Here is a 23,412-nt window from a genome sequence, read left to right as displayed (position 1 = left end):
GCCCCGCCCCCACCACCACGGCAAGGCGGGAATCCCCGTCCGGGACGCTCGGCGCCGCGCTGCCCTGCTTGACTGCGGTCGCCACGGTCATATGCCACTTGCCGCCGTAGCCGGACGCTCGCCGCGCCTCGAAACCCGCCGCCTGCAAGGCCTGGCGCAACTCGCCGGTGCAGGCCCATGTGGCCAACGTGGCACCGGGCGCCGCCAGCCTGGCCAGGTCGCGCAGCAATGGCAGCTCCCACATCCGCGGATTGCGGTCGGGCGCGAAGCCGTCCAGAAAGAATGCGTCCACGCTGGCGCTCAGGCGGGACGCCAGGACCTGCGCATCGCCGAAGCCCAGCGTCAGCGTGACGGCGCCGCCCTCGAACTCCAGACGATGCAATCCAGGCAACAGGATCGGCCATTGCGCCGCCAGTTGCCGCCCCAGGCCAGCCAACGGTTCGGGCGCGTAGCGCGCCAGCAGGGTCGCCAGGTCTTCGCAGTCGAAGGGGTGCCCTTCCAGCGACACCACATGCAGCGCGGCGCTGCGCTGGGGATCGTCGCGCCATGCTTGCCAGAGGGCCAGGAAGTTCAGTCCCAGGCCGAAGCCTGTTTCGCAAACCGTGAACGCGCGGCGTCCACGCCAACGCTCGGGCAGGTCGTTGCCCCGCAGGAACACGTGCTCCGCCTGTCCCAGCGCGCCCGATGGCGAATGGTAGACATCGCCATAAGCGGGGCTGTAGAGCCGCCCGTCGGCATCGAATTCAGCCTTGGCAGGGATCAGGGGAGCATAGGTAAGGGGCATGGAAACGGCGGTGACGGACGAAAATGGAGAATGGGAATCAGCGCGGATTATCGGATGCGGCTGCGTTGGGCGGACGCCACGCAGCGAGGCGGATTCGGCGCGCCGCCACGGACTTGACGCATACATAGGCTTACACTGGTTTCATGGATACCTACGATCAGCCCCGTTCGCAGACCTCGCCCATCGACCTGTGTGCCGCGATCGACGCGGCAGTCACGGCGGCCCATGCCGGCGCGGCCATACTGCAATCCTACGCGCATCACCGCGCGGATCTCGTGATCGACCGCAAGGCGCGCAACGATCTCGTGTCCCAGGCGGACCGCGAGGCGGAGGCCGCCATTATCCAGGAGCTGCAAGCGCGCACGCCCAAGTTTGGCATCGTCGCCGAAGAGACCGGCGGCAAGCCGCAAGGCCGCGCCACCTGGTACATCGATCCACTGGACGGCACCACCAACTTCCTCCACGACATTCCGCATTACGCGGTGTCGATCGCCCTGATCGCGCACGCCGGCACCGCCATATCGGCCACCGAAACGCTGGCCGAGGACACGCCCGTGGTCGGCGTGGTGTACGACCCCAGCCGCGAGGAACTCTTTACCGCGGTCTACGGCCTGGGCGCGTGGCTCAACGGCCGGCGCATCAAGTGCTCGCGCACGCCGACCATCGAAGACGCGGTGCTGGCCACCGGCTTTCCCTTCCGCGATTTTTCATTCGCCGCGCAATACATGCCCATGCTGCATGACGCCATCAACCGCGCCCGCGGCGTGCGCCGCATGGGCGCGGCCGCGTTGGACCTGGCATGGACCGCTTGCGGCCGCTACGACGGCTACTGGGAAATGGGCCTGGCGCCGTGGGACGTGGCAGCCGGCACGCTGATCCTGCGCGAGGCGGGCGGTGCATGTTCCGACATGCACCGGCAGGATCCCTGGCCCATCGGCGGGCGCGTCGTGGCGGGCAACAAGGCCATCGAACGCGCCTTGCACGACATGATCGCGCCGCACCTGGACAAGAAGGACTGACGGCCCTTACGCCGCCGTGCCCGTGGGTGCGCCGGCGACCGCATCGGGACGCAGCTCCCGGCGCAGTATCTTGCCCACATTGCTCTTGGGCAGCTCGTCGCGGAACTCCACGTAGCGCGGACGCTTGTAGCCGGTGAGCTTATCGCGGCACCAATCCTGGATCTGCGCCTCGGTCAGCGTCGGATCCCGCCGCACCACGAACACCTTGACGGCCTCGCCCGAGTGTTCGTCCGGCACGCCGATGGCCGCGCACTCCAGCACGCCGGGGTGCTGAGCCACGGCCGCCTCGACCTCGTTCGGATAGACCTTGAAGCCCGACACGGCGATCATGTCCTTCTTGCGGTCGACGATGCGGGTATAGCCCTGCTCGTCCATGATGCCGATGTCGCCCGTGCGGAAGTATCCATCGGCCGTCATGGAATGCCGGGTTTCCTCGGGCTTCTGCCAGTATCCCAGCATGACCTGAGGTCCGCGGATACCCACTTCGCCACGTTCGCCAAGTGGCACTTCGCGGCCTTCGTCGTCCAGGATGGCCACATCGGTGGACGGCAGCGGCAAGCCGATGGAGCCCGAGTAGGCGGTCGCGTTGGTGGGATTCACGGTGGCCACCGGCGAGGTTTCCGACAGGCCATAGCCTTCGATCAGCGGCCTGCCCGTGATCTTCAGCCAACGTTCGGCGACCTGCTGCTGCACCGCCATGCCGCCGCCCAAGGTCAGCCGCAGGGCCGAAAAGTCCAGCCGGGCGAAGTCGTCGTTGTGCGCCAGCGCGTTAAACAGCGTATTGACGCCGGGGAACAAATTGATGGGAACCTTGCGCCACGCATTGATGAGCGCAGGCTGGTCGCGCGGGTTGATGATGAGGACGTTGCGCATGCCCGCATGCAGGCCATACAGCCCGCACACGGTCATCGCGAACACGTGGTAGAGCGGCAGCGCGCTGATGATGGTGAGCTGCTGGTCCGCCAGGTCATGCACCACGGGCTGGGCCACCGCTTCGGTCTGCAGCACATTGGCCACCAGGTTGCGATGCGACAGCATCGCGCCCTTGGGCACGCCGGTGGTGCCGCCGGTGTATTGCAGCACCGCCACGTCGTCCATCGACAGCGCCGGCGGCGCAAAGCGCTGGCGCGCGCCGTCGCGCAGCACATCGGGCAGCTTGTGGGCGCCATCGATCTGCCAAGCGGGAACGATCTTCTTGATATAGCGCGCGGCCAGGTTCACCAGCGGCGCCTTCAGGCCGCCGAGCAGATCGCCGGGGCCGGTCACGATGATGTGCTTGAGCTGTCCGCGGTCCGTGACCCGCTGCAAGGTGTGCGCGAAGTTCTCCAGGATGACGATGGCCGACGCGCCGCTGTCCTGCAGCTGCCGCTGCAGCTCTTCGGCGGTGTAAAGCGGATTCACGTTCACCACGACCAGGCCCGCGCGCAGCGTGCCCAGCATGCTGACCAGATAGGCCGGCACGTTCGGCATCATCAATGCCACCCGCTCGCCCTTGGACAGGCCCTTGCTTTGCAGCCAGCCGGCGAATGCCTGCGCGTGGGCGTCGAGTTGCGCATAGGTGATGTCGCTGCCCATCGCGGTGCAGGCGATGCGCGAGGCGTACTGCTTGCAGGCCCGGTCCAGCAAGTCAGTCAGGGAGGCATAACCCTCTGTGGATATCTCCGCTGGAACCCCCTGCGGATAATGGGCAAGCCACGGACGCATCATGGTATTTGTCTCCATTAAATTGGTTTTTGATTGATGATACCCTTGTTGCGTTCCCTTTTTTCGCCCGAGAGCTCCATGAAACTGCTCGAACCCATCGTCGCGTGGCATCACGACATTTCCAAGATCCGACGCGACATCCACGCGCATCCCGAACTGGCTTTCGAAGAGTTCCGCACCGCCGACGTGGTCGCCGCGAAGCTCGAGGAATGGGGCATTGAAATCGACCGCGGCCTGGGCGGCACGGGCGTGGTCGGCATCATCCGCGGCAAGCTGCCGGGCGAGCGCGCCGTGGGCCTGCGCGCCGACATGGACGCCCTGCCCATGCAGGAGGCCAACACCTTCGCGCACGCCAGCACCAACGCCGGCAAGATGCACGCCTGCGGCCACGACGGCCACACGGCCATGCTGCTGGCCGCCGCGCAATACTTGTCGCAGCACCGCGATTACGCCGGCACGGTCTACGTGATCTTCCAGCCCGCGGAAGAAGGCGGCGGCGGCGCCAAGCGCATGATCGACGACGGCCTGTTCACGCGCTTCCCCATGGAAGCAGTGTTCGGCATGCACAACTGGCCCGGCATGAAGCCCGGCCAGTTCGGCCTGACGGCCGGCCCCATCATGGCCTCCAGCAACGAGTTCTCCATCATCGTGAAGGGCAAGGGCACGCACGCCGGCATGCCCAATCTGGGCGTCGATCCGGTCATGGCGGCGGTGCAACTGGCGCAATCGCTGCAGACCATCATCACGCGCAACCGCAATCCGCTGGACGCGGCGGTGCTCAGCATCACGCAGATCCACGCCGGCAGCGCCGACAACGTCGTGCCCAACCACGCCGAATTGCGCGGCACCGTGCGCACCTTCACGCTGGACGTGCTGGACCTGATCGAACGCCGTATGGAAGAGATCGCGCGCCACACCTGCGCGGCGATGGACTGCGAAGTCGAATTCACGTTCCAGCGCAACTATCCGCCGACCATCAACCACGCCGAAGAAGCCGCGTTCTGCGCCGACGTGCTGCGCGACATCGTCGGCGAGGCCAACGTCAACGACCACGTGCAACCCACCATGGGCGCGGAAGATTTCGCCTTCATGCTGCAGGAACTGCCGGGCTGTTATGTCTGGATTGGCAACGGCACCGGCGACCACCGCGACAGCGGCCACGGCCTCGGTCCCTGCATGCTGCACAACGGCAGCTACGACTTCAACGACGAGCTGCTGCCGCTGGGCGGCACCTACTGGGTCCAATTGGCGCTCAAGCGCCTGGCCAAGGCCTGATCGTCAAACGCCCTCCGCCGTCCCGACCGCCAGGCACATCGCCAGGAAGCGTTCGGCGGCGCGGGCGGCCGCATCCGCATGCGGCACCAGGATGCTCAGGGTCCGCGTCAGCGGCCGGGGCAACAGGCGCAAGGCCGCCAGGGCCCCATCCTCGTGCCGCATCGACATGACAGATACGAAGCCCACGCCCAGTCCGGCTCGCACCGCCTGCTTCACCCCCTCGACGCCGGCCAGCTCCAGGCCCACCGACGGCGCCAGGCCTGCATCCGCAAATGCGCGCTCCACCAGCCGGCGCACGCCCGAACCGGGTTCGCGCATGATCAGCGCCGATGCCGCCAGGTCGCGCAGCGTCACCGCCCCTTTGCTCGCCAGCGCGTGGTCCGCGCGCACCACCGCCACCACTTCGTCCTGGCGCCAGGCATGCACCGCGGTATCCGCGGGCAGGCCCGTAGGCACGTCGCCCTCGATGAACGCCAGATCCAGGGCCGGCAGGCGTTCAACGATTTCACGCGTATTGCCGTCGGACAGATGCAGGCTGACCGCCGGGAAGGCATGGCGGAAATCCGCCACCAGGCTCGGCAGCAAGTAGCTGGCGGGGGTGGTGCTGGCGCCCAGGCGCAGATCGCCGGTTTCCAGTCCGCGCCACGATTCGCGCACCGCCTGCGCCTGTCGGTACACCTGGCGCAACTGGCGAGCCTGCTCGGCCAGGCGTTCGCCGGCCTCGGTCAGCGCAATGCCGTGGCCGCTGCGGCGGTACAGCGGCTCGCCGAACCATTCCTGCAACATCCGCAGCTGGCCGGAAACCGCGGGCTGGGACAGGTTCAACTGTTGCGCGGCGCGGCTGATGTTGCCGGCATCGGCCACGCTGGCGAAGGTAAGTAGCTGGTCCGGGGTCATGGCCGCCTAAACATCAGAATTATTGATATTACATATCCGAAATAAAGATTTTTCAAATAGTAGGCCGCAAATTAATATTTCGGGAAGTTATTTAGATATGCCTCCTCCCAAAGGCCAGCCATGAGTACCTCCACCAGCACCGCCGTCCCCCTACCCGCCACGCCAGCCACGCCGGTAACGCCTCCCGCCGCCACGCCCTGGCGCGACAAGCTCAATGGCGTGCTGTTCGTCGGCCTGCTGGCCGGCGCGGTGATGCAACTGGCGGACCTGCCCGCCATTCGTCAACTGGGCTTTTCGCCGCTGGTGGTGGGCATCGTCTGCGGCATGCTCTACGGCAACTTCCTGCGCGGCACCATGCCGGCCGACTGGGGCGTGGGCGTGAACTTCACCGCGCGGCGCCTGCTGCGCATCGCCGTGGCCTTCTACGGCCTGAACATCAGCATCCAACAGATCGCCGCGGTGGGCCTGCCCGGACTGGCGGTCTCGGTGGCGGTAGTGGTGGGCACCCTGGTGCTCGGCACGGTGGTGGGCCAGCGCCTGCTGGGCCTGGACCGCGACACTGCCATGCTGACCGCCGCAGGCAGCGCCATCTGCGGCGCCGCCGCCGTGCTGGCCTTCGAGCCCACGCTGCGGGCCGCCCCCCACAAGAGCGCGGTAGCCGTAGCCACCGTGGTGCTGTTCGGCACCCTGTCCATGTTCCTTTACCCGGTGCTCTACCATGCGGGCTGGCTGAATTTCGATACCCAGGCGCTGGGCATCTACATCGGCGGCACCATCCATGAAGTGGCCCAGGTCGTCGGCGCGGCCAGCAATATCGACCCCGCCACCACTGAAGTCGCCACCATCGTGAAGATGACCCGCGTGGCCCTGCTGGTGCCGGTCCTGCTGATTCTGGGCATGTATCTGCGCAGCGCGGCCTCGCATGCCGCCGGCGGCCAGGCCAAGGGCGCCAAGCTGCCCATTCCCTGGTTCGCGGTAGGCTTCCTGGTGCTGGCCATCATCAATTCGCTGAACATCATCCCCCCGGACGCCGTGGCCGCCATCCGCCGTCTGGACGTCTTCGCCCTGACCATGGCCATGACCGCGCTGGGCATCGAAACCCGTTTCGCCCAGATCCGCAAGGCCGGCCCCCGGGTGATGGCGCTGGGCCTGATCCTGTACCTCTGGCTGCTGGTCGGCGGCTACGGCATCGTCAAGCTGGCGTCCTGATCCCCGGCCCGCCGCGCCCAGCGCCGCGGCGGGCTTTGCGCATGCACGCCGCTGTCGCGTTTTTCCTGCATAATCGGCTGGTTCCCTAGCAGTGGAGTCGGCCGCATGACCTCCAGCACCAAAACCCCGTTTACGACTTTGCCCGCCGATCGCGACGCGGTATTGCGCGTCATGCCGATGCCGGCGGACGCCAATATCCACGGGGACGTTTTTGGCGGCTGGATCATGTCCCAGGTCGACATCGCCGGATCGATCCCCGCCGCGCGCCGCGCAGCCGGACGCGTGGCCACCGTCGCGGTCAATGCCTTCCAATTCAAAGAGCCGGTGTTCGTGGGCGACCTGCTCAGTTTCTACGCAGCCATCACCAAAACCGGCACGACCTCGGTCACGGTGTCCGTCGAGGTCTACGCGGAACGCCAGCGGCTGGACGCCGAGATCGTCAAGGTCACCGAGGCCACGCTGACCTACGTCGCCACCGACGAAGCCCGCCGCCGCCGTCCCCTCCCTACTCTTTGAGCCGTATCGCATGACGCAGTCCGCCGCCGCGCAGAAACCGCCCGCGACGCCCCGCCGCCTCGACCCGGAAGACGCCCAACACGCGCTGGCGGAAGTGCAGGAACGCCTGCGCCGCCAACAACTGGTCGCCGACCTGGTGCATCGCCAGGAAGAAGGCGACTCCAAGGCCTCGCTGGTCGAAGATCTGGTGCATCGCCAGCACGAAGCCGAACTCAAGACCCTGCTGGACGGCCTGCATCCGTCCGACATCGCCTTCATCCTGGAATCGCTGCCCAAGGACGAACGGCAAGCCATCTGGAAACTCGTCAGCCCCGAGCACGACGCGGACGTGCTGCTGGAAGTCGAAGACTGGGTGCGGGAATCGCTGATCGAGGCGATGGACCGCCAGGACCTGGTCGCCGCTACCGGCAACATGGACGCCGACGAGCTGGCCGACCTGGCGCCCGACCTGCCGCCCGACGTGGTGGCCGAAGTCCAGAAAGGCCTGACCGAAGAGGAACGCGCGCAGTTGCTGGAGGCCATGGGCTATCCGGAGGACAGCGTGGGCGCCATCATGGACTTCGAGATGGTCCGGGTGCGCGAGGACGTGACGCTGGAAGTGGTGCTGCGCTACCTGCGCCGGCTGCACGAGCTGCCCGACCACACCGACCAGATCTTCGTGGTGGACCGCCAGGACAAGCTGCAAGGCATCCTGCCCCTGTCGAAACTGCTGGTCAGCGAGCCCGAAACCGAAGTGAGCGCGGTGATGAACTCGGATTTCCTCGCGCTCAACCCGCTGGACTCCGACGCGGACGCCGCCGGCGCCTTTGAACGCTACGACCTGGTCTCCGCGCCGGTCATGGACGACCAGGGCCGCCTGATCGGCCGCGTCACCATCGCCGACGTGGTCGACGTGATGCGCGAAGACTCCCAGGAACAGGCGCTGTCGCGCGCCGGCCTGCAGGAAGAAGACATTTTCGCCCCCGTCGCCACGGCCCTGCGCAACCGCGCCCCCTGGCTGCTATTCAACCTCTGTACCGCCGCCACGGCCTCTTTCGTGGCCTCCCAGTTCGAAGGCACGGTCAGCCAGATCGTCATCCTGGCGTTCCTGATGTCCATCGTGGCCGGCATCGGCGGCAACTCCGGCAACCAGACCATGACCCTGATCATCCGGGCCCTGGCCATGGGGCGGATCACCGGCCGCAACCTGTGGCAGCTGGTCAAGCGCGAACTCCTCGTCACCCTGATGGTGGGGCTGTGCGGCAGCCTGGTCGCCGCCTTGTTTGCCTGGGCGATTTCGCATTCGCTATCCATCGCGCTGGTGATGATGGCCGCCATGATCTGCAACATGCTGGTCGGCGCGTCGGTGGGCGTGCTGGTGCCGATGGTGCGCGCACGCTTCGGCAAGGATCCCGCGATGGGCTCATCGGTGCTCCTGACCTTTGCCACCGATTCGCTGGGGTTCTTCATCTTTCTTGGCCTGGCGACGATTTTCCTGCTGTAGCCCGGATACAACGGTAAAAAAAACCAGCTTCCCTCTGGCGAGGCCTGCTTGACAGCTAGCTGACAGGGTGGATGACGACCGTTCCATTACAGTAATGGGATTGTCATCTTCCTCCCTTCAGTGCTCACAATGACTGCAAGATTCCGGGCGGCAATCCTTTGCCTGCTGCTCGCCACCTTCGCCGCCACCGCCCAAGCCTGTGACAGCATGCCCTCATGGGCCAAGTCGGCCTGCAACCGCCTCGACCAGATCTGGACCGAGGGCGGCAATGACCTGTACCTGACCGGCTACTCGTGGCACAACCGGGCCACCTACAGCAAAGAGAAGATCGACAGCTTCAACGAGTTGGCCTGGGGCGGCGGCTACGGCCGCAGCATCTACGACGAAGACGGCGACTGGCAGGGCCTGTACGCCATGGCCTTCCTCGATTCGCACAGCAAGGTCGAACCCATTGCCGGCTACGGCTTCCTGAAGATCGGGCGGGTCAGCGAGAACTTCCGCTTGGGCGCGGGTTATACCGTCTTCCTGACGGCCCGCCACGACATCATGAGCTATGTGCCGTTCCCCGGCATCCTGCCGCTCGTGAGCGCAAGCTACAAGGACACGATGCTATACGCGACCTACATCCCGGGTTCCGCGGGAGCGGGCAACGTGCTGTTCATGTTCGGCCGCTGGCGCTTCTGACGCGCCCGCAAGCCTCAGAAGGCCTGGCCCAGCCTGCGCACCAGATCGCCCAGGCGCCAATCGTCGATGCCATGCGCGCGCAGGGCGCGCTCGGTCTCCACGACATAGTCCAGGCAAGGCCCCGAATGGCCCACGGCATTGCGCACCGACGCGAGCAGGCGGTCGTCGCTCAGCCCGGCCGCATACTCCTGGCAGGCCCGGTTCAACAGGAATACCAGCCCCCGCACCGGCGCGGCTTCCGTATGGCAGGTGAGCCAGCGCGGCGAGTAGGCGCCCGTGATCATCTCGCGGCGCCACAGCGCCTGGAATACCGCGAGCACGTCGCAGGCGGCGATCTGGAAAGCCACGCCGCGGCAACAGCCGCCGCGGTCCAGGCCGAATACCAGGCCAGGATTGTCGGGCGAACCGCGATGATCGTGCGACCACAAGCACAAAGACCGGTGATAGCCGCGCACCGTCGCCAGCCGTCGTTCGAGCCAGGTGAAGCCGGGGTGCCATATCAGGGATCCGTAGGCGAACACCCACAGATCGTCGACGCCGTTCCAGCCGACCAACAGGTCATCCACCGAAAGCGCGCGCCGCGAAGTTTCCGTACCGGCGCAGCCGGCGGGTACTGCCAACGACATAGGATCCTCTGATATCCCGATTCATCCCATGATGGGAGTGGGGGATATCCTACGCCGTAGCCCGCGCAAAAGAATTGCGTGATGAGGTCTGGCGCGCGGGCCGAATGGAATTTGCATCCCCGCCGCGCCCCGCCATGGAAAAAAAATTGCGCGCGCCCGCCTACACCGCGTCCAGCGGCAATTCGGTGGTGCTTTTGATGACTTCCATCGAGAAGCTGGCGCTGACGTCCAGCAGGTCCACCGCGCCGATCAGGCGCCGGTAGAAGCGGTCATAGGCCGCCATGTCCTCGACCACGACCTTGAGCAGGTAATCGACGTCGCCCGCCATGCGGTGGAACTCCACCACGTTGGGCAGGGCCATCACGGCGTTGATCAGGCTCTGGGTCCATTTCTCGTTGTGCTGGCTGGTCTTGATGGACACGAAGACGGTCAGGTTCAGGCCCAGCGCGCGAGGATCCAGCAAGATGGCGTTGCGGGCGATGACGCCGTCATCCTTCAGCTTCTGGATGCGGCGCCAGCAAGGCGTGACGGACAGATGCACCTGCTCGGCGATCTCGGCGACCGAACAGGTGGCATCCTTCTGCAGCAAGGCCAGTATCTTGATGTCCGTCTGGTCCATGGGTTTCCTCGGCTGGATCGGCCCCAATGTTGCCTGTTCCGCCTGCCCGCGTCCAGCTTGGAGCGGCGCCCCGAGGCGCCGGATCGCCAGCCTCAGTACGTGCCGGGGTAACCGCCGCCGTCGATCAGGATGTTCTGCGCCGTCATGTAGCCAGCCTGCGCGGAACAGACATAGGCGCAAAGCGCGCCCAGTTCTTCGGGCTGGCCGTAGCGGCCCGCCGGATTCGCGCGCCCGCGCTCGTCCCAGAGCTGCTCGAAGCTCTTGCCGCCAGACTGATCCAGCATGCCCTGTATGTGCCTGACCTGCGCATCCGTGGCGAAGGCGCCGGGCAGCAAGTTGTTGATGGTGACGTTGTGGCGCACGGTCTGGCGCGCCAGGCCGCTGACGAAGCCGATCAGGCCCGAGCGCGCGCCATTGGACAGGCCAAGCTCGGCGTGCGGCGCCTTGACGCTGCGCGACACGATGTTCACGATGCGCCCGAAGCGCCGCTGCATCATCCCGTCCACCACCCGGCGGATCATGTCGATGGGCCCCAGCATCATGGCGTCCAGCGCGGCAATCCAGTCGTCATGGCTCCAGTTGCGGAAGTCCCCCGGCAGCGGGCCGTCCGCGTTGTTGATCAGGATGTCGGGATGCGGACAGGCCGCCATGGCCGCGTCCCGGCCTTGCGCCTGCGTCAGGTCGGCCGACACCCAGCCCACCCCTATCCCGGTTTCATGCGATATCTCGGCCGCGGCCTGCTCCAGCGTGGCGGGATTGCGGGCGGCGATCGTGACCGCCACGCCTTCCCGCGCCAATTGCAGAGCGCACGCCCGGCCCATGCCCCGGCTGCCGCCGAATACCAGTGCCGTCTTGCCGCTGATGCCCAGATCCATGCCCGACTCTCCTGTGATTGCGCGTTGGCGGCGAGCGCCGCCAACGCGAACCAGTATAGGACTGCCCTATCAGCCCATCCACTGGCTGACCGGCGCCGCCGCATCCTGCAAGGGCTGCGCCACCACGTCGATCAGCGCCGGGCCGTCATGCTCCATTGCCGCCTTGATGGCGGCATCCAGCTTGGCCGGATCCTCCACGCGCCAGGCCTTGACGCCATAGGCTTCCGCGATGCGGGCATGGTCGGTGCGATTGAAGTCCACGCTGTAATAGCGCTTGTCGTAGCCCGCCTTCTGGCTGGCCTTGATCCAGCCATAGACCGAGTTCGAGAACACCACCATCAATAGCGGCGCCTTGTGCCGCACGATGGTTTCCAGTTCGCCCACCGTGAAGCCGAAGCTGCCGTCGCCCATCACCGACACGCACTTGGACTGGGGCCGGCCGACCCAGGCGCCCAGGGCGGCCGACATGGAAAAGCCCAGCGCGCCATGCGCGCGGTTGGTGATGAAATGACGGCCGGGGCGCGACACGTCATAGTAGGCGGAGAAATACGGGCAAGGCGTGCCGGGGTCGGCGCAAACCACCGCGTCATCCGGCAGCAGGCGGTTCAGGGACTGCACCACGCGCTCCGGACGGATGGGTGCGTCCAGGCTGTGGGCCAGCGGCTCCAGCTGCGCCCGGCGGGCCTCCTTGGCGCGGCCGGCCAGCACCGCGCCGTCGGCGGCATCCGCAGGACGGTGCGCCAGGCGCGCCGCCACCTCCACGCCCAGGGCTTCCAGCGCCAGCTTGGCGTCGCCCACCATGCCGACCTCGGTCAGGTAATTGGCACCGATCACCATGGGATCGATGTCGATGTGCAGGATGGGCACGTTGCGGTTGGGGAAGCGCCAGTGCTCGGTGGAGGTCGAACCGGCGCGGCAGCCGACGAACAGTACCGCGTCGGCCGCGGCCACCACGTCGCGCGTCGCCATCACGCCGCCGTTGGAGCCGACCACGCCCGCATTCAGGGGATGGTTGTCAGCCAGGCTGCCCTGCCCGCTCACGGTTACGCAGACCGCGGCCTTGAGCGACTCAGCCAATTCCTGCAAGGCGCCGCTGGCGCCAGCGATGACCACGCCGCCGCCACAGATGATCACCGGCGCCCGCGCGCCGACCAGCCGCTGCGCGGCGCGCGCGACGTCCAAGGGATCCGGCGCGTAGCGCATGGCGGGGAAACGTCCGTGCTCGGGCTGGGCCCAGACATCGGACGCGTCCACCTGCTGCTTCATCACGTCGTACGGAAAGCACAGATGGGCGGCGCCGGGCTTGCCCGTCGTCATGGCGCGGAAGGCCGCGCGCACCATGCCGGGAATCTGGTCCGCGCGGTCGATGGTGCGGTTCCATTTGGTCAGCGGACGGTACAGCGCTTCCTGGTCCAGCTCGGTCAGCGGATACTTGCCGCGCGAGCCCACCGCCACGTCCGAGGTGATGCCGAGTACCGGGATGGACGATTCATTGGCCTCCACCAGGCCGGGCAGCAGATAGGTCGCGCCGCCGCCGCTGGGGCCTTCGCACACGCCGACCTTGCCGGTCACGCGGGCATAGGCGTCCGCCATGTAGCCGGCGCTGCGCTCATCGCGCGTCAGGATGTGCTGCATGCCGTGGTCCAGCCGGTACAGCGCGTCGTAGAACGGCAAGCTGGTATCGCCGCACAGGCCGAAAATGTGCTTGACGCCGTTGTGCTGCAGCATGCGCACCATGGCTTCGGCGCCGGTCATGTTTTCCATGTCATCTCCACTTGTGTTGCACGCGCGGTGGCCGAGCGGCATTCCGCCGGCCACGCGTGGTTCAGTTGTCCAGATTGATGTTGCTGCTCTTGATGAAGGCGCTCCAGCGGTCGTATTCCGACTTCACGTAGGCGTCCAGCGCCGGGCCATCGGAGGCCACGATCTCGAAGCCCGCGTCCGTGATCTTCTTGCGGATTTCCGGATCGGCCAGCACGGCCTTGAAATCGGCGGTCAGCTTTTTCACCGTCGCTTCCGGCGTGCCCTTGGGCGCGAACATGCCGCTCCAGGAATAGGCGACAAAGCCGGGGAAACCCGATTCCGCCACCGTCGGCACATTGGGCAGGTCGGCCAGGCGCTTATCGCCCGCCACCGCCAGTGGCTTGATCTTGCCGGCCTGGATCTGGCCGCGCAGGGCGGCGAAGCTCAGCCAGGTCATGCTGGCCTGGCCACCCACCACCGCCTGGATGGCCGGTCCGCCGCCACCATACGGCACATGCAGCAACTCGACCTTCGACAGGCGCTTGAGTTCTTCGGGCGCCAGATGGTTCAGCGAGCCCACGCCCGTCGAGGCGTAGTTGAACTTGTTGGGCGGCTGCTTGGCCGCGGCGGCCAGGAACTCCTTCAGATTATCCCCGGGCACACTGGGATTGGCGCCCAGCACCAGCGGAAAGCGCACGGTCTGCGATATGGCGACGAAGTCCTTGAACGTGTCGTACGGCAGCTTGGGCTTCACGGCGGGGTTGATGCCGTGGTTGTCGAAGCTGACCAGCAAGGTGTTGCCATCGGGTTCGGCGCGCGCCACGAATGCGGTGGCGATCTGGCTGGCCGCACCCGGGCGGTTTTCAACCACGACCGCGCGGCCGCCCAGTTGCTGCGACAGGCGCGGCTGCAGGATGCGCGCCAGGATGTCGGTACTGCCTCCAGGGGGATACGGCACGACCAATATCAGCGGCCGTTCCTCCGCGGCGGCGGCCGGCGCGGCGACAAAGCCCCCCGCCGTGGCGGACAGCATGCATAGCGCAGCCAGTCCACGCTTTATCCTGTGATTCATGAATTTTCCCCTGCCTGTATGGTGTTGGCCGGCGCTGCCGCGGCGGGTTCGGCCTGGTCCCGCATGTAGATTGTGGAAAAACCGGTACGTATGACGTCGGTGATCTGGTCCAGGCGACGGCCGATGTGCGCGCTCATCAGGCCCGGCAAGGCCTCGATATCGCGCCGCGCCAACGCTTCGACGATGCGCATGTGTTCGCCCTGCGTATGGCTGCGGCGCCCTTGCTGCATGTCGATCCAGCGCACGAAATGGATGCGGGCGTTGACGCTTTCCAGTGCGCGCACGAATTCCTCGTTGCGCGAGTAGCGGGCCAACGTCAAATGGAAGGCCTCGTCGAGTTCCAACAGGCGAGTGGCGTCGCTGTCCTCGGGCACGTCGCGGGACCGCTCCACGAACTCCCGCAGGCTGGCCAGTTCTTCGTCGCTGGCGCGTTCGCAGGCCGCGCGCACGATGCCCGCCTCCAGCACGGCGCGGTATTCGTAGAGACTGTGGATCTGCTTGGCGTCGAGCAGGCGGGCGATGAAACCACGGTTGACCGAGCGCGTCAGAAACCCTTCCACCATCAACTGGTTCAGCACCTCGCGCAATGGCGTGCGGCTGACGTTCAGCCTGCGGGCCAGCTCCACCTCATTGATGCGTTCGCCGGGTTTGAAATCGAAGCGCACGGCCATCGCCTTGACCGCGCCATACAACTCCGCCAGCGCTTCCTTGGTGCGCGCTGCGGGCCGGATTGCAATTGCCGCTTGGGCCATGCCTGATCACCTGCGCTCGATTGGATCATCGGGAATGAAATGCATACTAAAGTGCATACAGTTCGAGCAATAGCCCGGGTTTCCCCGGACGCCGGCCTCCCCGCCCCTAACGAACGGCAAAACGCAGGCGAAAAAAAAACCGCAACGCAGACGTTGCGGGCGGTTCATTCTTTCCTGCGGCGGCGCCTGCCGCCTGACGCTTACAGGCCGGTATCCAGCGTGTAGTGGGCGCCGTCCCTGTTTTCAAGGGTCAGCGTCGAGAGCATGGGCCCCGCCGCTGCCGCGTCCTGACTCACATGGATGCGCAGATTCGCCAGCGGCACATCCCAGCCGCCGCCAGCGGCCTCGGCATTCACGCCGGCCACCAGCGCCAGGCGCTCGGCCACCGCGCGCGCATCGGGCGCCCGCGCATCGATGCGTAGCAAGCTGCGCGCACCGTTGGAATGCGCCATGAGTTCGGGCGACCACACGCACTCGGGCGTCAGATGGCGGCAGAAATACATGCGGATGCCGGGCAAGGGCTGCTCGGCAAAACGCACGGTATGGAAACGGGCCTGCACTTCCTGGCCGTCCAGCATGGCGGCACGGCTCAGTTCCTGGACCGGGTTGACGGCAAACCCAGCCGCCAGCAGGCGCTCGCGGGTGGCTTCGGCGTCATACGTGCGGAACACCAGCGCCTCCAGCCCGAACGGCGACTCGGCGATTTCCTTGCGGGCGGGCGGCGCGCCGGGCGGCCAGCCCAGCAGTTCGACATACGTGCCTTCCAGCACGATCAGCCGGTTGCACGATCCCAGGTTGTGCACCGCCTTGTCGCTGAGGTGGAACCCCTGGCGTTCGAAATGCGGAGCCAGCGCATCCAGCCGGTCGCGCACCATGACCACGGCATGGTCGAATTCAGTGCGGCCGACGGAATGCAGCATGGATGGCTCCTGGATCAGACGAGCTTGCCGTGGCACTGCTTGAACTTCTTGCCGCTGCCGCAAGGGCACGGGTCGTTGCGGCCGACCTTGGGCAAGGCATTGCGCACGGGCTGCGCACCGCTTTCCGGTTCGGACTGGGCCAACGCTTCGTCGTAGTCGGAATGGTGGTACTGCACGTTCTGCACGTGCGGCTGCGCCGCTTCGGCCTCGGCCTGTTCGACCTGTTCCTGCGACTGCACGCGCACCGTCATCAGCACCCTGACCACGTCGTCGCGGATGCGGTCCAGCATGCCCGAGAACAGCTCGAAGGCTTCGCGCTTGTATTCCTGCTTGGGGTTCTTCTGCGCATAGCCGCGCAGATGGATGCCCTGGCGCAGGTAATCCAGCGCCGACAGGTGCTCACGCCAGTGCGTATCGATCGCCTGCAGCATGATCGAACGCTCGAACTGCGCCCAAGATTCCGTGCCCACCTGGTCGACCTTGGCCTGGTAGGCGTCGCGCGCGGCGCTCACCACGCGCTCGCGCAGGTCGTCGTCGGTCAGGCTGGTTTCCTTTTCCAGCATTTCCGTCAGCGGCAGTTGCAGGTGCCAGTCGCCTTCCAGCGCATTCTGCAGCGCCGGCACGTCCCACTGTTCTTCCACCGATTCCGGCGGTACGTAGGTGTTGACCATGTCGGTCACGGCGGCATCGCGCAGGTTCTGCACGGTGGCGCTCACGCTGGCGGCTTCCAGCACGTCATTGCGCTGCGAATACAGCACCTTGCGCTGGTCATTGGCGACGTCGTCGTACTCCAGCAATTGCTTGCGGATGTCGAAGTTGCGGCCTTCCACCTTGCGCTGCGCCGTCTCGATCGAACGCGTCACCATGCCGGCCTCGATGGGCTCGCCCTCGGGCAGCTTCAGGCGTTCCATGATGGCGCGCACCCGGTCGCCCGCGAAGATGCGCATCAGCGAGTCTTCCAGCGACAGATAGAAGCGCGACGAACCCGGATCGCCCTGGCGGCCGGCACGGCCGCGCAGCTGGTTGTCGATACGGCGCGATTCGTGGCGTTCGGTGCCGATGATGCGCAGGCCGCCGGCGGCCTTGACCTGCTCGTTCAGCGGCTTCCAATCGGCGCGCACCTTCGCGATGCGAGCGTCCTTTTCAGCCTCGGACAGCGCCTCGTCGGCGCGGATCAGGTCGACCTGCTTGTCGACGCTGCCGCCCAGCACGATGTCGGTGCCGCGGCCCGCCATGTTGGTGGCGATGGTGATGTGGCCTGGCTTGCCGGCTTCAGCGACGATCTCGGCTTCACGGGCGTGCTGCTTGGCGTTCAGCACTTCGTGCGGCAGCTTGGCCTTCTTCAGCAGGCCCGACAGCAGCTCGGAGTTTTCGATGCTGGTGGTGCCCACCAGCACCGGCTGGCCGCGTTCGTGGCAGTCGCGGATGTCTTCGAGGATGGCGTTGTATTTTTCGCCGTCGGTCTTGAAGACCTGGTCGTTCTGGTCCTTGCGGACCATGGGCTTGTTGGTCGGGATGATGACCGTTTCGAGCCCGTAGATTTCCTGGAACTCGTAGGCTTCCGTGTCGGCCGTGCCGGTCATGCCGGACAGCTTTTCGTACATGCGGAAGTAGTTCTGGAACGTGATCGACGCCAGCGTCTGGTTCTCGTGCTGGATCTTCACGCCTTCCTTGGCCTCGACCGCCTGGTGCAGGCCGTCGGACCAGCGGCGGCCCACCATCAGGCGGCCAGTGAATTCGTCGACGATCACCACTTCGCCGTCCTGCACCACATACTGCTGGTCGCGGAAGAACAGCGTGTTGGCGCGCAGCGCCACCATCAGGTGGTGCATCAGCGCGATATGGCGCGGGTCGTACAGCGATTCGCCCTCGGGCAGGATGCCCAGGCGCGACAGGATGCCTTCGGCGTTCTCGTGCCCGGCTTCGGACAGGTAGACCTGCTGGCTCTTTTCGTCGACCCAGTAGTCGCCTTCGGGTTCCGGCTCCTGCGGCTTGGGTTCGTGGGCCATGCGCTTGAGTAGCGGCGGCACCGCGTTCATGCGGACGTAGAGCTCGGTGTGGTCTTCGGCCTGGCCGGAGATGATCAGCGGCGTGCGGGCTTCGTCGATCAGGATCGAATCCACTTCGTCGACGATGGCGTAGAACAGCCCGCGCTGGCGACGGTCTTCAACACGGTACTCCATGTTGTCGCGCAGGTAGTCGAAGCCGAACTCGTTGTTGGTGCCGTAGGTAATGTCGGCGAGGTAAGCCGCCTTCTTTTCCTCGTTGGGCTGCTGCGGCACCACCACGCCCGTGCTCAAGCCCAGGAAGTGGTACAGGCGTCCCATCCATTCGGCGTCGCGGCGGGCCAGGTAGTCGTTCACCGTGACCACGTGCACGCCCTTGCCGGCGATCGCATTCAGGTAGACCGGCAACGTCGCCATGAGCGTCTTGCCTTCGCCCGTGCGCATTTCGGCGATCTTGCCGCTGTGCAGGGCGATGCCGCCCAGCATCTGCACGTCGAAGTGGCGCATGCCGAACACCCGCTTGCCCGCTTCGCGCACAACCGCGAAAGCTTCGGGCAGCAGATCGTCCAGGGATGTGCCCTGGGCGTGGCGGGAACGGAATTCCTCGGTTTTGGCCGCCAGCTCCGCATCGGAGAGCGCGGAGATCTTGGGTTCGAGCCCATTGATCTGGGTTACCAGCTTGCGATACTGCTTAAGCAGCCGGTCGTTGCGGCTGCCTATGAGTTTTTTGAGCAGAGAAACCATGCGTATGTCGGCCGCACGAGCCACACCGCGCCTGCAAAAGGCCGGAGCAGCGTCACCCGTGACTTGATGTTATTGGTTGAGCGGGGGTCCGCTGGGAAACGAACCAGTTTAACGCACCTGGAGCGCAATAGCCTGAACCTATGGACAGGGTAGCACTGCCGGCCGGTTTGACCGGCGCGGACGCTGCAGGTTCACTGCGCGGCGTGGGCCACCGCGGAAGGCGGCGCGGTCTGATGCGGTCCCAGGAACAGCCGCGGGTCCAACGGCTGTCCCGCCAGGCGGACCTCGAAGTGCAGATGCGGGCCGGTGGAACGGCCGGAACTGCCCACGCGGGCCACCTGCTGGCCGCGTTCGACCAGTTGTCCCTGCTTCACCATCAGGGAGGAAGCATGGGCGTAACGGGTGATCAAGCCATCACCGTGATCGATCTCGACCATATTGCCGTAGCCCGGCTGGAACTTGGACTCCAGTACCACCCCGCCCGAGGCCGCCAGGATGGGCGTACCCGGAGGCGCGGCGAAGTCCAGGCCCTCGTGCATGGCGCTGCGGCCGGTCACGGGGTTGCGGCGCCAGCCATACGATGAGCTGAGATAGGGGTAATCGGTGATGGGCATGGCTGTCGGCATGCGCGCCTGGTCCGCCGACCGCTTGGTCAGCGCCGCGTCCAGCAGCTTCAGATTGTCCGACTGCTGGGCCAGCCTGGCCTGGATCTCGTCGAGCTGGCGGCCCAACGCCTCGGCCGAGGCCGCGCTGGGCGGCGGGTGGTCAGTGAACAAATCGTCCATGACCTGGGTGGCTTCGGGCTGGGTCAGCGCCTCGGGCTGCGCCACGGCCAGTTGCTTGGCCAGCTCGGGATCGGTGTAGGCCACGCCAGCAACCTTGGCCACGCGTTGGCCCAGGCCGTCGATGCTTACCAGCTTGGCCTGCAGCGCCCCTACCTTGGCGGCCAGCAGATTCATGTTTCCGCGCAGGAAATCGGCGTCGCGCCCGGGTTGGCCCGCCAAGGGCCAGCCCACGGTATGTACCGCCGGCAGGATCGGAGTAAGGTATCGTTGTAACGCGGCGCCAAAGATGGCGGCCGTGATCAAGGCGCCCCCCAGAAACAGCGCGAGGCGCGCGCCGCCCAGGGTGAAATGCCCGTCCCGCCCGTCGCGGGCGTGCATAATCACGATTTTCAAGGTTTGCTTCCTAATTCTTAGAGCCGGCATGAATAGACCCACTTCATACCGTCAACGTTCCAGTTCCAGCCGGCGGAAAGAAGATACCGCCCTGGGATGGCTGGGTCATGACATGCGGGGCGCCGGCGTTCTGGCGACCGCCCGCAAGCACTTGCAAATCCAGTACGCGGTGGCGGCGGTTCTGCCCGCCCCGCTGGGCGCCGTATGCCAGGTGGGCAAGCTGGAAAACCAGTGCCTCCACCTGGTGGTGCCGAGTGCCGCGCATGCGGCCAAGATGCGTCAATTGGCACCGCGCATCGCGCGGACCTTGGCAGACCAAGGCTGGAACCTTAACGAAATCGCCGTCAAGGTACAAGCGGGTTTGCCCAAACCCGGCGCCCGCCAGCCGCGCCCTCCCAAAGAGGCGCAACCACTGGGCGAAACCGCCCTGGGCGCGTTCGAGACACTGCACGACAGCCTGCGGCCAGGCCCTCTGGCCGACGCGGTTGCCAAGCTACTGAAGCACCACAAGAGTAGCTGAAGCAGGCTGCGTTGTCCTTGATCCGGCGCCCCCGGAAACGAAGCGAAACCAAGTTCTCGGACGGATCCCTACTATGGTTTGCCACCGGTTTGCGCCTTAAGCGCGAGAGGATGACGACCGTCACATCCTCTGGGCGTCCTCAGGGATCCAGCCGCGCAAAATGATAGCGCGGACGTCGCGGAGCCGGCTTTGCCGGTCCGCAGGCGTCGCCCCCTTGAGGGGGCCCGCATCAGCGGGTAGGGGGAGAGCCTCTCAGGCCAGCTTCCACTCTTGGCGGAACGCCTGCGGCGCTTCAGCCTGGGATTCGTAAGTGATCAGTTCCCAGGCATCGCGCTGCTCCAGCAGCGCGCGGGCCAACTGGTTGTTCAGGCCGTGGCCCGACTTGCACGCGACGTAGCGCGCCACCAGGGGCTTGCCCAGCAAATACAGGTCGCCGATGGCGTCCAGGATCTTGTGTTTTACAAATTCGTCGTCGTAGCGCAGCCCGTCGCTATTGAGCACGCGGTACTCGTCCATGACGATGGCGTTGTCCAGGCTGCCGCCGCGGGCCAGGCCCATGGAGCGCAAGGCCTCGACTTCATTGACGAAACCGAAGGTGCGCGCGCGGGCGATTTCACGCACATACGAGTGCGTGGCGAAATCGATCTCGGCGAAATTGGCCGTGGAATCGATGGCGGGGTGACGGAAGTCGATCGAGAACGCCAGCGCGTAGCCCTCATGGGGTTCCAGGCGGGCCCATTTCTCGTTGCGGCCTTCGCCTTCGCGCACTTCCACCGGCTTCAGCACGCGGATGAATTGCTTGGGCGCGTTCTGTTCAACGATGCCCGCCGAGCGCAGCAGATAGACGAACGTGGCCGCACTGCCGTCCATGATGGGGACTTCTTCGGCAGTGAGGTCGATATGCAGATTGTCGATGCCCAGGCCGGCCAGCGCCGACATCAGGTGTTCCACCGTGGAGACGCGGACATTGCCCTGCTGCAGCACCGATGCCATGCGCGTATCGCCCACGCCGGTGGCCTGCGCGGGCAGATCCACGACCTGCGGCAGATCGACGCGGTGGAAAACGATGCCCGTATTCGGTTGTGCCGGGCGCAAAGTGAGCTCGACCCGCCGTCCGGAGTGGACGCCGACGCCTGTCGTGCGGACGAGATTCTGAATGCTGCGCTGTCGGAACATGAGACTTGGGGAATTTGAGCCAGGAAGCCGGCAAGATGACGAGCAGATTGCCGGCGTAACTGACGTATTGTAACTCTGTCCGATCCCTGGCGCCATTTGGCGTCCGGATCGACCGATACCTCCGTCCCTTATTGAAGCCGTGCAAGGGAAACACGGACCGCTCTGCCTCCGGCTTGCCTGTGGGGACAGGCAGGCCGGAGATGAGGGAGTGCGTTTAGAGCCGAAAATCGGCTCCTAGGTTCAATCCGCTTGCTTGCGCAGGAAGGCCGGGATGTCGAAATGATCCATGCCCGAGCTTTCCAGAGCACGCACCTGGGCCGACGCCTGGCTGCGCGGGTTGCGCATGACAGACGGCATATCCAGGTTGCGGTAATCGCCTTGACCGCCAGCCGGCATCGTGCCCATGGGCATGTTGTCGGTGCCGGTACGCAGCACTTCAGCGGTGTTCTGCACCAGCTGCGGACGCGCTTGCGCACGGCCCAGGCCGGTTGCAACCACGGTCACGCGCAGGTTTTCGCCCATGGATTCGTCGTAGGCGGTGCCGAAGATCACGGTCGCGTCGTCCGAAGCATAGCTGCGGATCGTTTCCATGATTTCGCGCGTTTCGCGCATCTTCAGCGAGCGGCTGGCGGTGATGTTGACCAGCACGCCACGAGCGCCGTTCAGGTCCACGCCTTCCAGCAGCGGGCAAGCGATGGCGTGCTCGGCGGCCACGCGGGCGCGGTCCGCGCCCGAAGCCGACGCCGTGCCCATCATGGCCTGGCCCTGCTCGCCCATGATCGTCTTGACGTCTTCGAAGTCGACGTTGACGTTGCCTTCGACGTTGATGATTTCGGCGATGCCCGCGCAAGCGTTGTGCAGGATGTCGTCGGCCGAACGGAAGCAGTCTTCCTGCGTCGCGTCCTCGTCCATCAGTTCATAGAGGTTCTCGTTGAGCACCACGATGAGCGAATGAACGTGCTTGGCCAGTTCCGAGATACCGTCCTCGGCCATCTTCAGGCGCTTGTTGCCTTCGAAGGTGAAAGGCTTGGTGACCACGCCCACGGTCAGGATGCCCAGTTCCTTGGCGACTTCGGCCACGACCGGACCTGCGCCGGTGCCGGTGCCGCCGCCCATGCCGGCGGTAATGAAGACCATATGCGCGCCATTCAGCGCGGCACGGATCTCCTCGCGCGCGGTTTCAGCCGACGCGCGTCCCTGCTCGGGCTTGGCGCCCGCGCCCAGGCCGGTGCGGCCCAGACGGATCTGCACCGGAGCGTTGGTCGCCGCCAGTGCCTGCGCATCGGTGTTGGCGCAGATGAAATCCACCCCGTGCACACCGCTGCGAATCATGTGCGCGACGGCATTGCCGCCCGCACCGCCCACACCAACGACCTTGATAACGGTCCCTTTGGTGTTGTTCTCAAGCATCTCAAAGTTCATCATGATGACTCCCTCACAAGTCCGATTTCGCAAATCACAAAAATTCCCCAACCAACCTATGTTTTGTGAATCGCCTCAAACTCGTCGCCGGACGGGCCCGCAACGGGTTTGAAGCGCCTCCCCTCTTCTGGCCCAGTCCGCATTACCGCCGCTGACCGCACCAAGGACAGGCCCCAACCTGCCCCTTG

21 protein-coding genes are annotated in these 23,412 nt (G+C 65.8%); 7 read left to right on the top strand and 14 right to left on the bottom strand.

Features of this window, described 5'->3' with window-relative positions; translation table 11 throughout:
* A partial coding sequence (gene mnmD / locus WBB14_RS32060; protein ID WP_424243348.1) for a tRNA (5-methylaminomethyl-2-thiouridine)(34)-methyltransferase MnmD occupies window positions 1-784 on the bottom strand: 784 nt, incomplete at its 3' end.
* 143 nt (window positions 785-927) lie between these two features.
* On the opposite strand from mnmD, the gene WBB14_RS32055 reads away from it, so the two are divergent.
* Window positions 928-1,803 carry an inositol monophosphatase family protein gene (locus WBB14_RS32055; protein ID WP_424243347.1) on the top strand — a complete coding sequence of 292 codons (876 nt, stop codon included), beginning with the start codon at window positions 928-930 and terminating at the stop codon, window positions 1,801-1,803.
* Window positions 1,804-1,809: 6 nt separating this feature from the next.
* Here the strand turns inward: WBB14_RS32055 and WBB14_RS32050 are convergent, their stop codons facing one another.
* Window positions 1,810-3,510, bottom strand: coding sequence for an AMP-binding protein (locus WBB14_RS32050; RefSeq protein WP_424243346.1), 1,701 nt, complete (start codon window positions 3,508-3,510; stop codon window positions 1,810-1,812).
* Window positions 3,511-3,585: 75 nt separating this feature from the next.
* Between WBB14_RS32050 and WBB14_RS32045 the strand changes: the two genes are divergently transcribed.
* Window positions 3,586-4,782, top strand: coding sequence for a M20 aminoacylase family protein (locus WBB14_RS32045; RefSeq protein WP_424243345.1), 1,197 nt, complete (start codon window positions 3,586-3,588; stop codon window positions 4,780-4,782).
* A gap of 3 nt (window positions 4,783-4,785) precedes the next feature.
* On the opposite strand, the gene WBB14_RS32040 is transcribed toward WBB14_RS32045, so the two are convergent.
* Entirely contained in the window at window positions 4,786-5,679 is an 894-nt protein-coding gene (locus WBB14_RS32040) for a LysR family transcriptional regulator (protein ID WP_424243344.1), read from the bottom strand.
* A gap of 120 nt (window positions 5,680-5,799) precedes the next feature.
* Here WBB14_RS32040 and WBB14_RS32035 point away from each other — a divergent pair, with 120 nt between their 5' ends.
* The 4 genes from WBB14_RS32035 (at window position 5,800) to pagP (ending at window position 9,571) form a co-directional block, all read left to right on the top strand.
* The gene (locus tag WBB14_RS32035) at window positions 5,800-6,888 is read left to right on the top strand and encodes a YeiH family protein (RefSeq protein ID WP_424243343.1); all 1,089 of its coding nucleotides are present in this window, start codon (window positions 5,800-5,802) and stop codon (window positions 6,886-6,888) included.
* A gap of 105 nt (window positions 6,889-6,993) precedes the next feature.
* Window positions 6,994-7,404 carry an acyl-CoA thioesterase gene (locus tag WBB14_RS32030; protein ID WP_013391547.1) on the top strand — a complete coding sequence of 137 codons (411 nt, stop codon included), beginning with the start codon at window positions 6,994-6,996 and terminating at the stop codon, window positions 7,402-7,404.
* Between the two features lie 10 nt (window positions 7,405-7,414).
* Window positions 7,415-8,887, top strand: a complete 1,473-nt coding sequence (gene mgtE, locus WBB14_RS32025; protein ID WP_332014970.1) for a magnesium transporter — start codon at window positions 7,415-7,417, stop codon at window positions 8,885-8,887.
* Between the two features lie 129 nt (window positions 8,888-9,016).
* The gene (pagP, locus tag WBB14_RS32020; protein ID WP_424243342.1) at window positions 9,017-9,571 is read left to right on the top strand and encodes a lipid IV(A) palmitoyltransferase PagP; all 555 of its coding nucleotides are present in this window, start codon (window positions 9,017-9,019) and stop codon (window positions 9,569-9,571) included.
* Window positions 9,572-9,585: 14 nt separating this feature from the next.
* On the opposite strand, the gene WBB14_RS32015 is transcribed toward pagP, so the two are convergent.
* The 9 genes from WBB14_RS32015 to WBB14_RS31975 form a co-directional block, all read right to left on the bottom strand.
* A complete protein-coding gene (locus WBB14_RS32015) occupies window positions 9,586-10,197 on the bottom strand; it encodes a gamma-glutamylcyclotransferase (protein WP_424243341.1) in 612 nt (203 codons plus the stop codon).
* 160 nt (window positions 10,198-10,357) lie between these two features.
* Complete coding sequence (locus tag WBB14_RS32010; RefSeq protein WP_332014967.1) at window positions 10,358-10,816, bottom strand: Lrp/AsnC family transcriptional regulator; 459 nt, start codon at window positions 10,814-10,816, stop codon at window positions 10,358-10,360.
* A 92-nt stretch (window positions 10,817-10,908) separates the two neighbouring features.
* Window positions 10,909-11,691, bottom strand: a complete 783-nt coding sequence (locus WBB14_RS32005; protein WP_424243340.1) for an SDR family NAD(P)-dependent oxidoreductase — start codon at window positions 11,689-11,691, stop codon at window positions 10,909-10,911.
* 69 nt (window positions 11,692-11,760) lie between these two features.
* Window positions 11,761-13,455: a thiamine pyrophosphate-binding protein gene (locus WBB14_RS32000; RefSeq protein WP_424243339.1), complete on the bottom strand. Its 1,695-nt coding sequence runs from the start codon at window positions 13,453-13,455 to the stop codon at window positions 11,761-11,763.
* A 61-nt stretch (window positions 13,456-13,516) separates the two neighbouring features.
* On the bottom strand, window positions 13,517-14,506 hold the full coding sequence (locus tag WBB14_RS31995) for a tripartite tricarboxylate transporter substrate binding protein (RefSeq protein WP_424243338.1): 990 nt from the start codon (window positions 14,504-14,506) through the stop codon (window positions 13,517-13,519).
* Window positions 14,503-15,258 (bottom strand): GntR family transcriptional regulator, encoded by a 756-nt coding sequence (locus WBB14_RS31990; RefSeq protein WP_424243337.1) that lies wholly within the window; start codon window positions 15,256-15,258, stop codon window positions 14,503-14,505. Before WBB14_RS31990 ends, WBB14_RS31995 begins: the two co-directional genes overlap by 4 nt.
* A 200-nt stretch (window positions 15,259-15,458) precedes the next feature.
* Window positions 15,459-16,178, bottom strand: coding sequence for a VOC family protein (locus tag WBB14_RS31985; protein WP_424243336.1), 720 nt, complete (start codon window positions 16,176-16,178; stop codon window positions 15,459-15,461).
* A 14-nt stretch (window positions 16,179-16,192) separates the two neighbouring features.
* The gene (gene secA, locus WBB14_RS31980) at window positions 16,193-18,928 is read right to left on the bottom strand and encodes a preprotein translocase subunit SecA (RefSeq protein ID WP_424243335.1); all 2,736 of its coding nucleotides are present in this window, start codon (window positions 18,926-18,928) and stop codon (window positions 16,193-16,195) included.
* Between the two features lie 191 nt (window positions 18,929-19,119).
* Window positions 19,120-20,091 (bottom strand): M23 family metallopeptidase, encoded by a 972-nt coding sequence (locus WBB14_RS31975; protein WP_424243350.1) that lies wholly within the window; start codon window positions 20,089-20,091, stop codon window positions 19,120-19,122.
* A gap of 127 nt (window positions 20,092-20,218) precedes the next feature.
* Between WBB14_RS31975 and WBB14_RS31970 the strand changes: the two genes are divergently transcribed.
* Window positions 20,219-20,626 carry a DciA family protein gene (locus WBB14_RS31970; protein WP_424243349.1) on the top strand — a complete coding sequence of 136 codons (408 nt, stop codon included), beginning with the start codon at window positions 20,219-20,221 and terminating at the stop codon, window positions 20,624-20,626.
* A 252-nt stretch (window positions 20,627-20,878) separates the two neighbouring features.
* Here WBB14_RS31970 and lpxC read toward each other — a convergent pair whose 3' ends face one another.
* Window positions 20,879-21,802, bottom strand: a complete 924-nt coding sequence (lpxC, locus tag WBB14_RS31965; RefSeq protein ID WP_332013174.1) for a UDP-3-O-acyl-N-acetylglucosamine deacetylase — start codon at window positions 21,800-21,802, stop codon at window positions 20,879-20,881.
* 240 nt (window positions 21,803-22,042) lie between these two features.
* On the bottom strand, window positions 22,043-23,227 hold the full coding sequence (gene ftsZ / locus WBB14_RS31960; protein ID WP_013391532.1) for a cell division protein FtsZ: 1,185 nt from the start codon (window positions 23,225-23,227) through the stop codon (window positions 22,043-22,045).
* Between the last annotated feature and the right edge of the window lie 185 nt (window positions 23,228-23,412).

The organism is Achromobacter sp. (assembly GCF_049647645.1).
Lineage (GTDB): Bacteria > Pseudomonadota > Gammaproteobacteria > Burkholderiales > Burkholderiaceae_B > Achromobacter.
Note: the sequence above shows the minus strand (reverse complement) of the source record. Positions and strands in the feature narration are given on the sequence as shown.

Bases quoted from the DNA above. Each gene is read 5' to 3' on its own strand.
- WBB14_RS32030 (WP_013391547.1), top strand. From the start codon at position 6,994: ATGACCTCCAGCACCAAAACCCCGTTTACGACTTTGCCCGCCGATCGC.
- mgtE (WP_332014970.1), top strand. From the start codon at position 7,415: ATGACGCAGTCCGCCGCCGCGCAGAAACCGCCCGCGACGCCCCGCCGC.
- WBB14_RS32000 (WP_424243339.1), bottom strand. From the start codon at position 13,455: ATGGAAAACATGACCGGCGCCGAAGCCATGGTGCGCATGCTGCAGCAC.
- WBB14_RS31975 (WP_424243350.1), bottom strand. From the start codon at position 20,091: ATGCACGCCCGCGACGGGCGGGACGGGCATTTCACCCTGGGCGGCGCG.
- WBB14_RS32055 (WP_424243347.1), top strand. From the start codon at position 928: ATGGATACCTACGATCAGCCCCGTTCGCAGACCTCGCCCATCGACCTG.
- WBB14_RS32040 (WP_424243344.1), bottom strand. From the start codon at position 5,679: ATGACCCCGGACCAGCTACTTACCTTCGCCAGCGTGGCCGATGCCGGC.
- WBB14_RS31990 (WP_424243337.1), bottom strand. From the start codon at position 15,258: ATGGCCCAAGCGGCAATTGCAATCCGGCCCGCAGCGCGCACCAAGGAA.
- WBB14_RS31985 (WP_424243336.1), bottom strand. From the start codon at position 16,178: ATGCTGCATTCCGTCGGCCGCACTGAATTCGACCATGCCGTGGTCATG.
- WBB14_RS32015 (WP_424243341.1), bottom strand. From the start codon at position 10,197: ATGTCGTTGGCAGTACCCGCCGGCTGCGCCGGTACGGAAACTTCGCGG.
- WBB14_RS32010 (WP_332014967.1), bottom strand. From the start codon at position 10,816: ATGGACCAGACGGACATCAAGATACTGGCCTTGCTGCAGAAGGATGCC.
- ftsZ (WP_013391532.1), bottom strand. From the start codon at position 23,227: ATGATGAACTTTGAGATGCTTGAGAACAACACCAAAGGGACCGTTATC.
- lpxC (WP_332013174.1), bottom strand. From the start codon at position 21,802: ATGTTCCGACAGCGCAGCATTCAGAATCTCGTCCGCACGACAGGCGTC.
- WBB14_RS31995 (WP_424243338.1), bottom strand. From the start codon at position 14,506: ATGAATCACAGGATAAAGCGTGGACTGGCTGCGCTATGCATGCTGTCC.
- WBB14_RS32050 (WP_424243346.1), bottom strand. From the start codon at position 3,510: ATGATGCGTCCGTGGCTTGCCCATTATCCGCAGGGGGTTCCAGCGGAG.
- secA (WP_424243335.1), bottom strand. From the start codon at position 18,928: ATGGTTTCTCTGCTCAAAAAACTCATAGGCAGCCGCAACGACCGGCTG.
- pagP (WP_424243342.1), top strand. From the start codon at position 9,017: ATGACTGCAAGATTCCGGGCGGCAATCCTTTGCCTGCTGCTCGCCACC.
- WBB14_RS32045 (WP_424243345.1), top strand. From the start codon at position 3,586: ATGAAACTGCTCGAACCCATCGTCGCGTGGCATCACGACATTTCCAAG.
- WBB14_RS31970 (WP_424243349.1), top strand. From the start codon at position 20,219: ATGCGGGGCGCCGGCGTTCTGGCGACCGCCCGCAAGCACTTGCAAATC.
- WBB14_RS32035 (WP_424243343.1), top strand. From the start codon at position 5,800: ATGAGTACCTCCACCAGCACCGCCGTCCCCCTACCCGCCACGCCAGCC.
- WBB14_RS32005 (WP_424243340.1), bottom strand. From the start codon at position 11,691: ATGGATCTGGGCATCAGCGGCAAGACGGCACTGGTATTCGGCGGCAGC.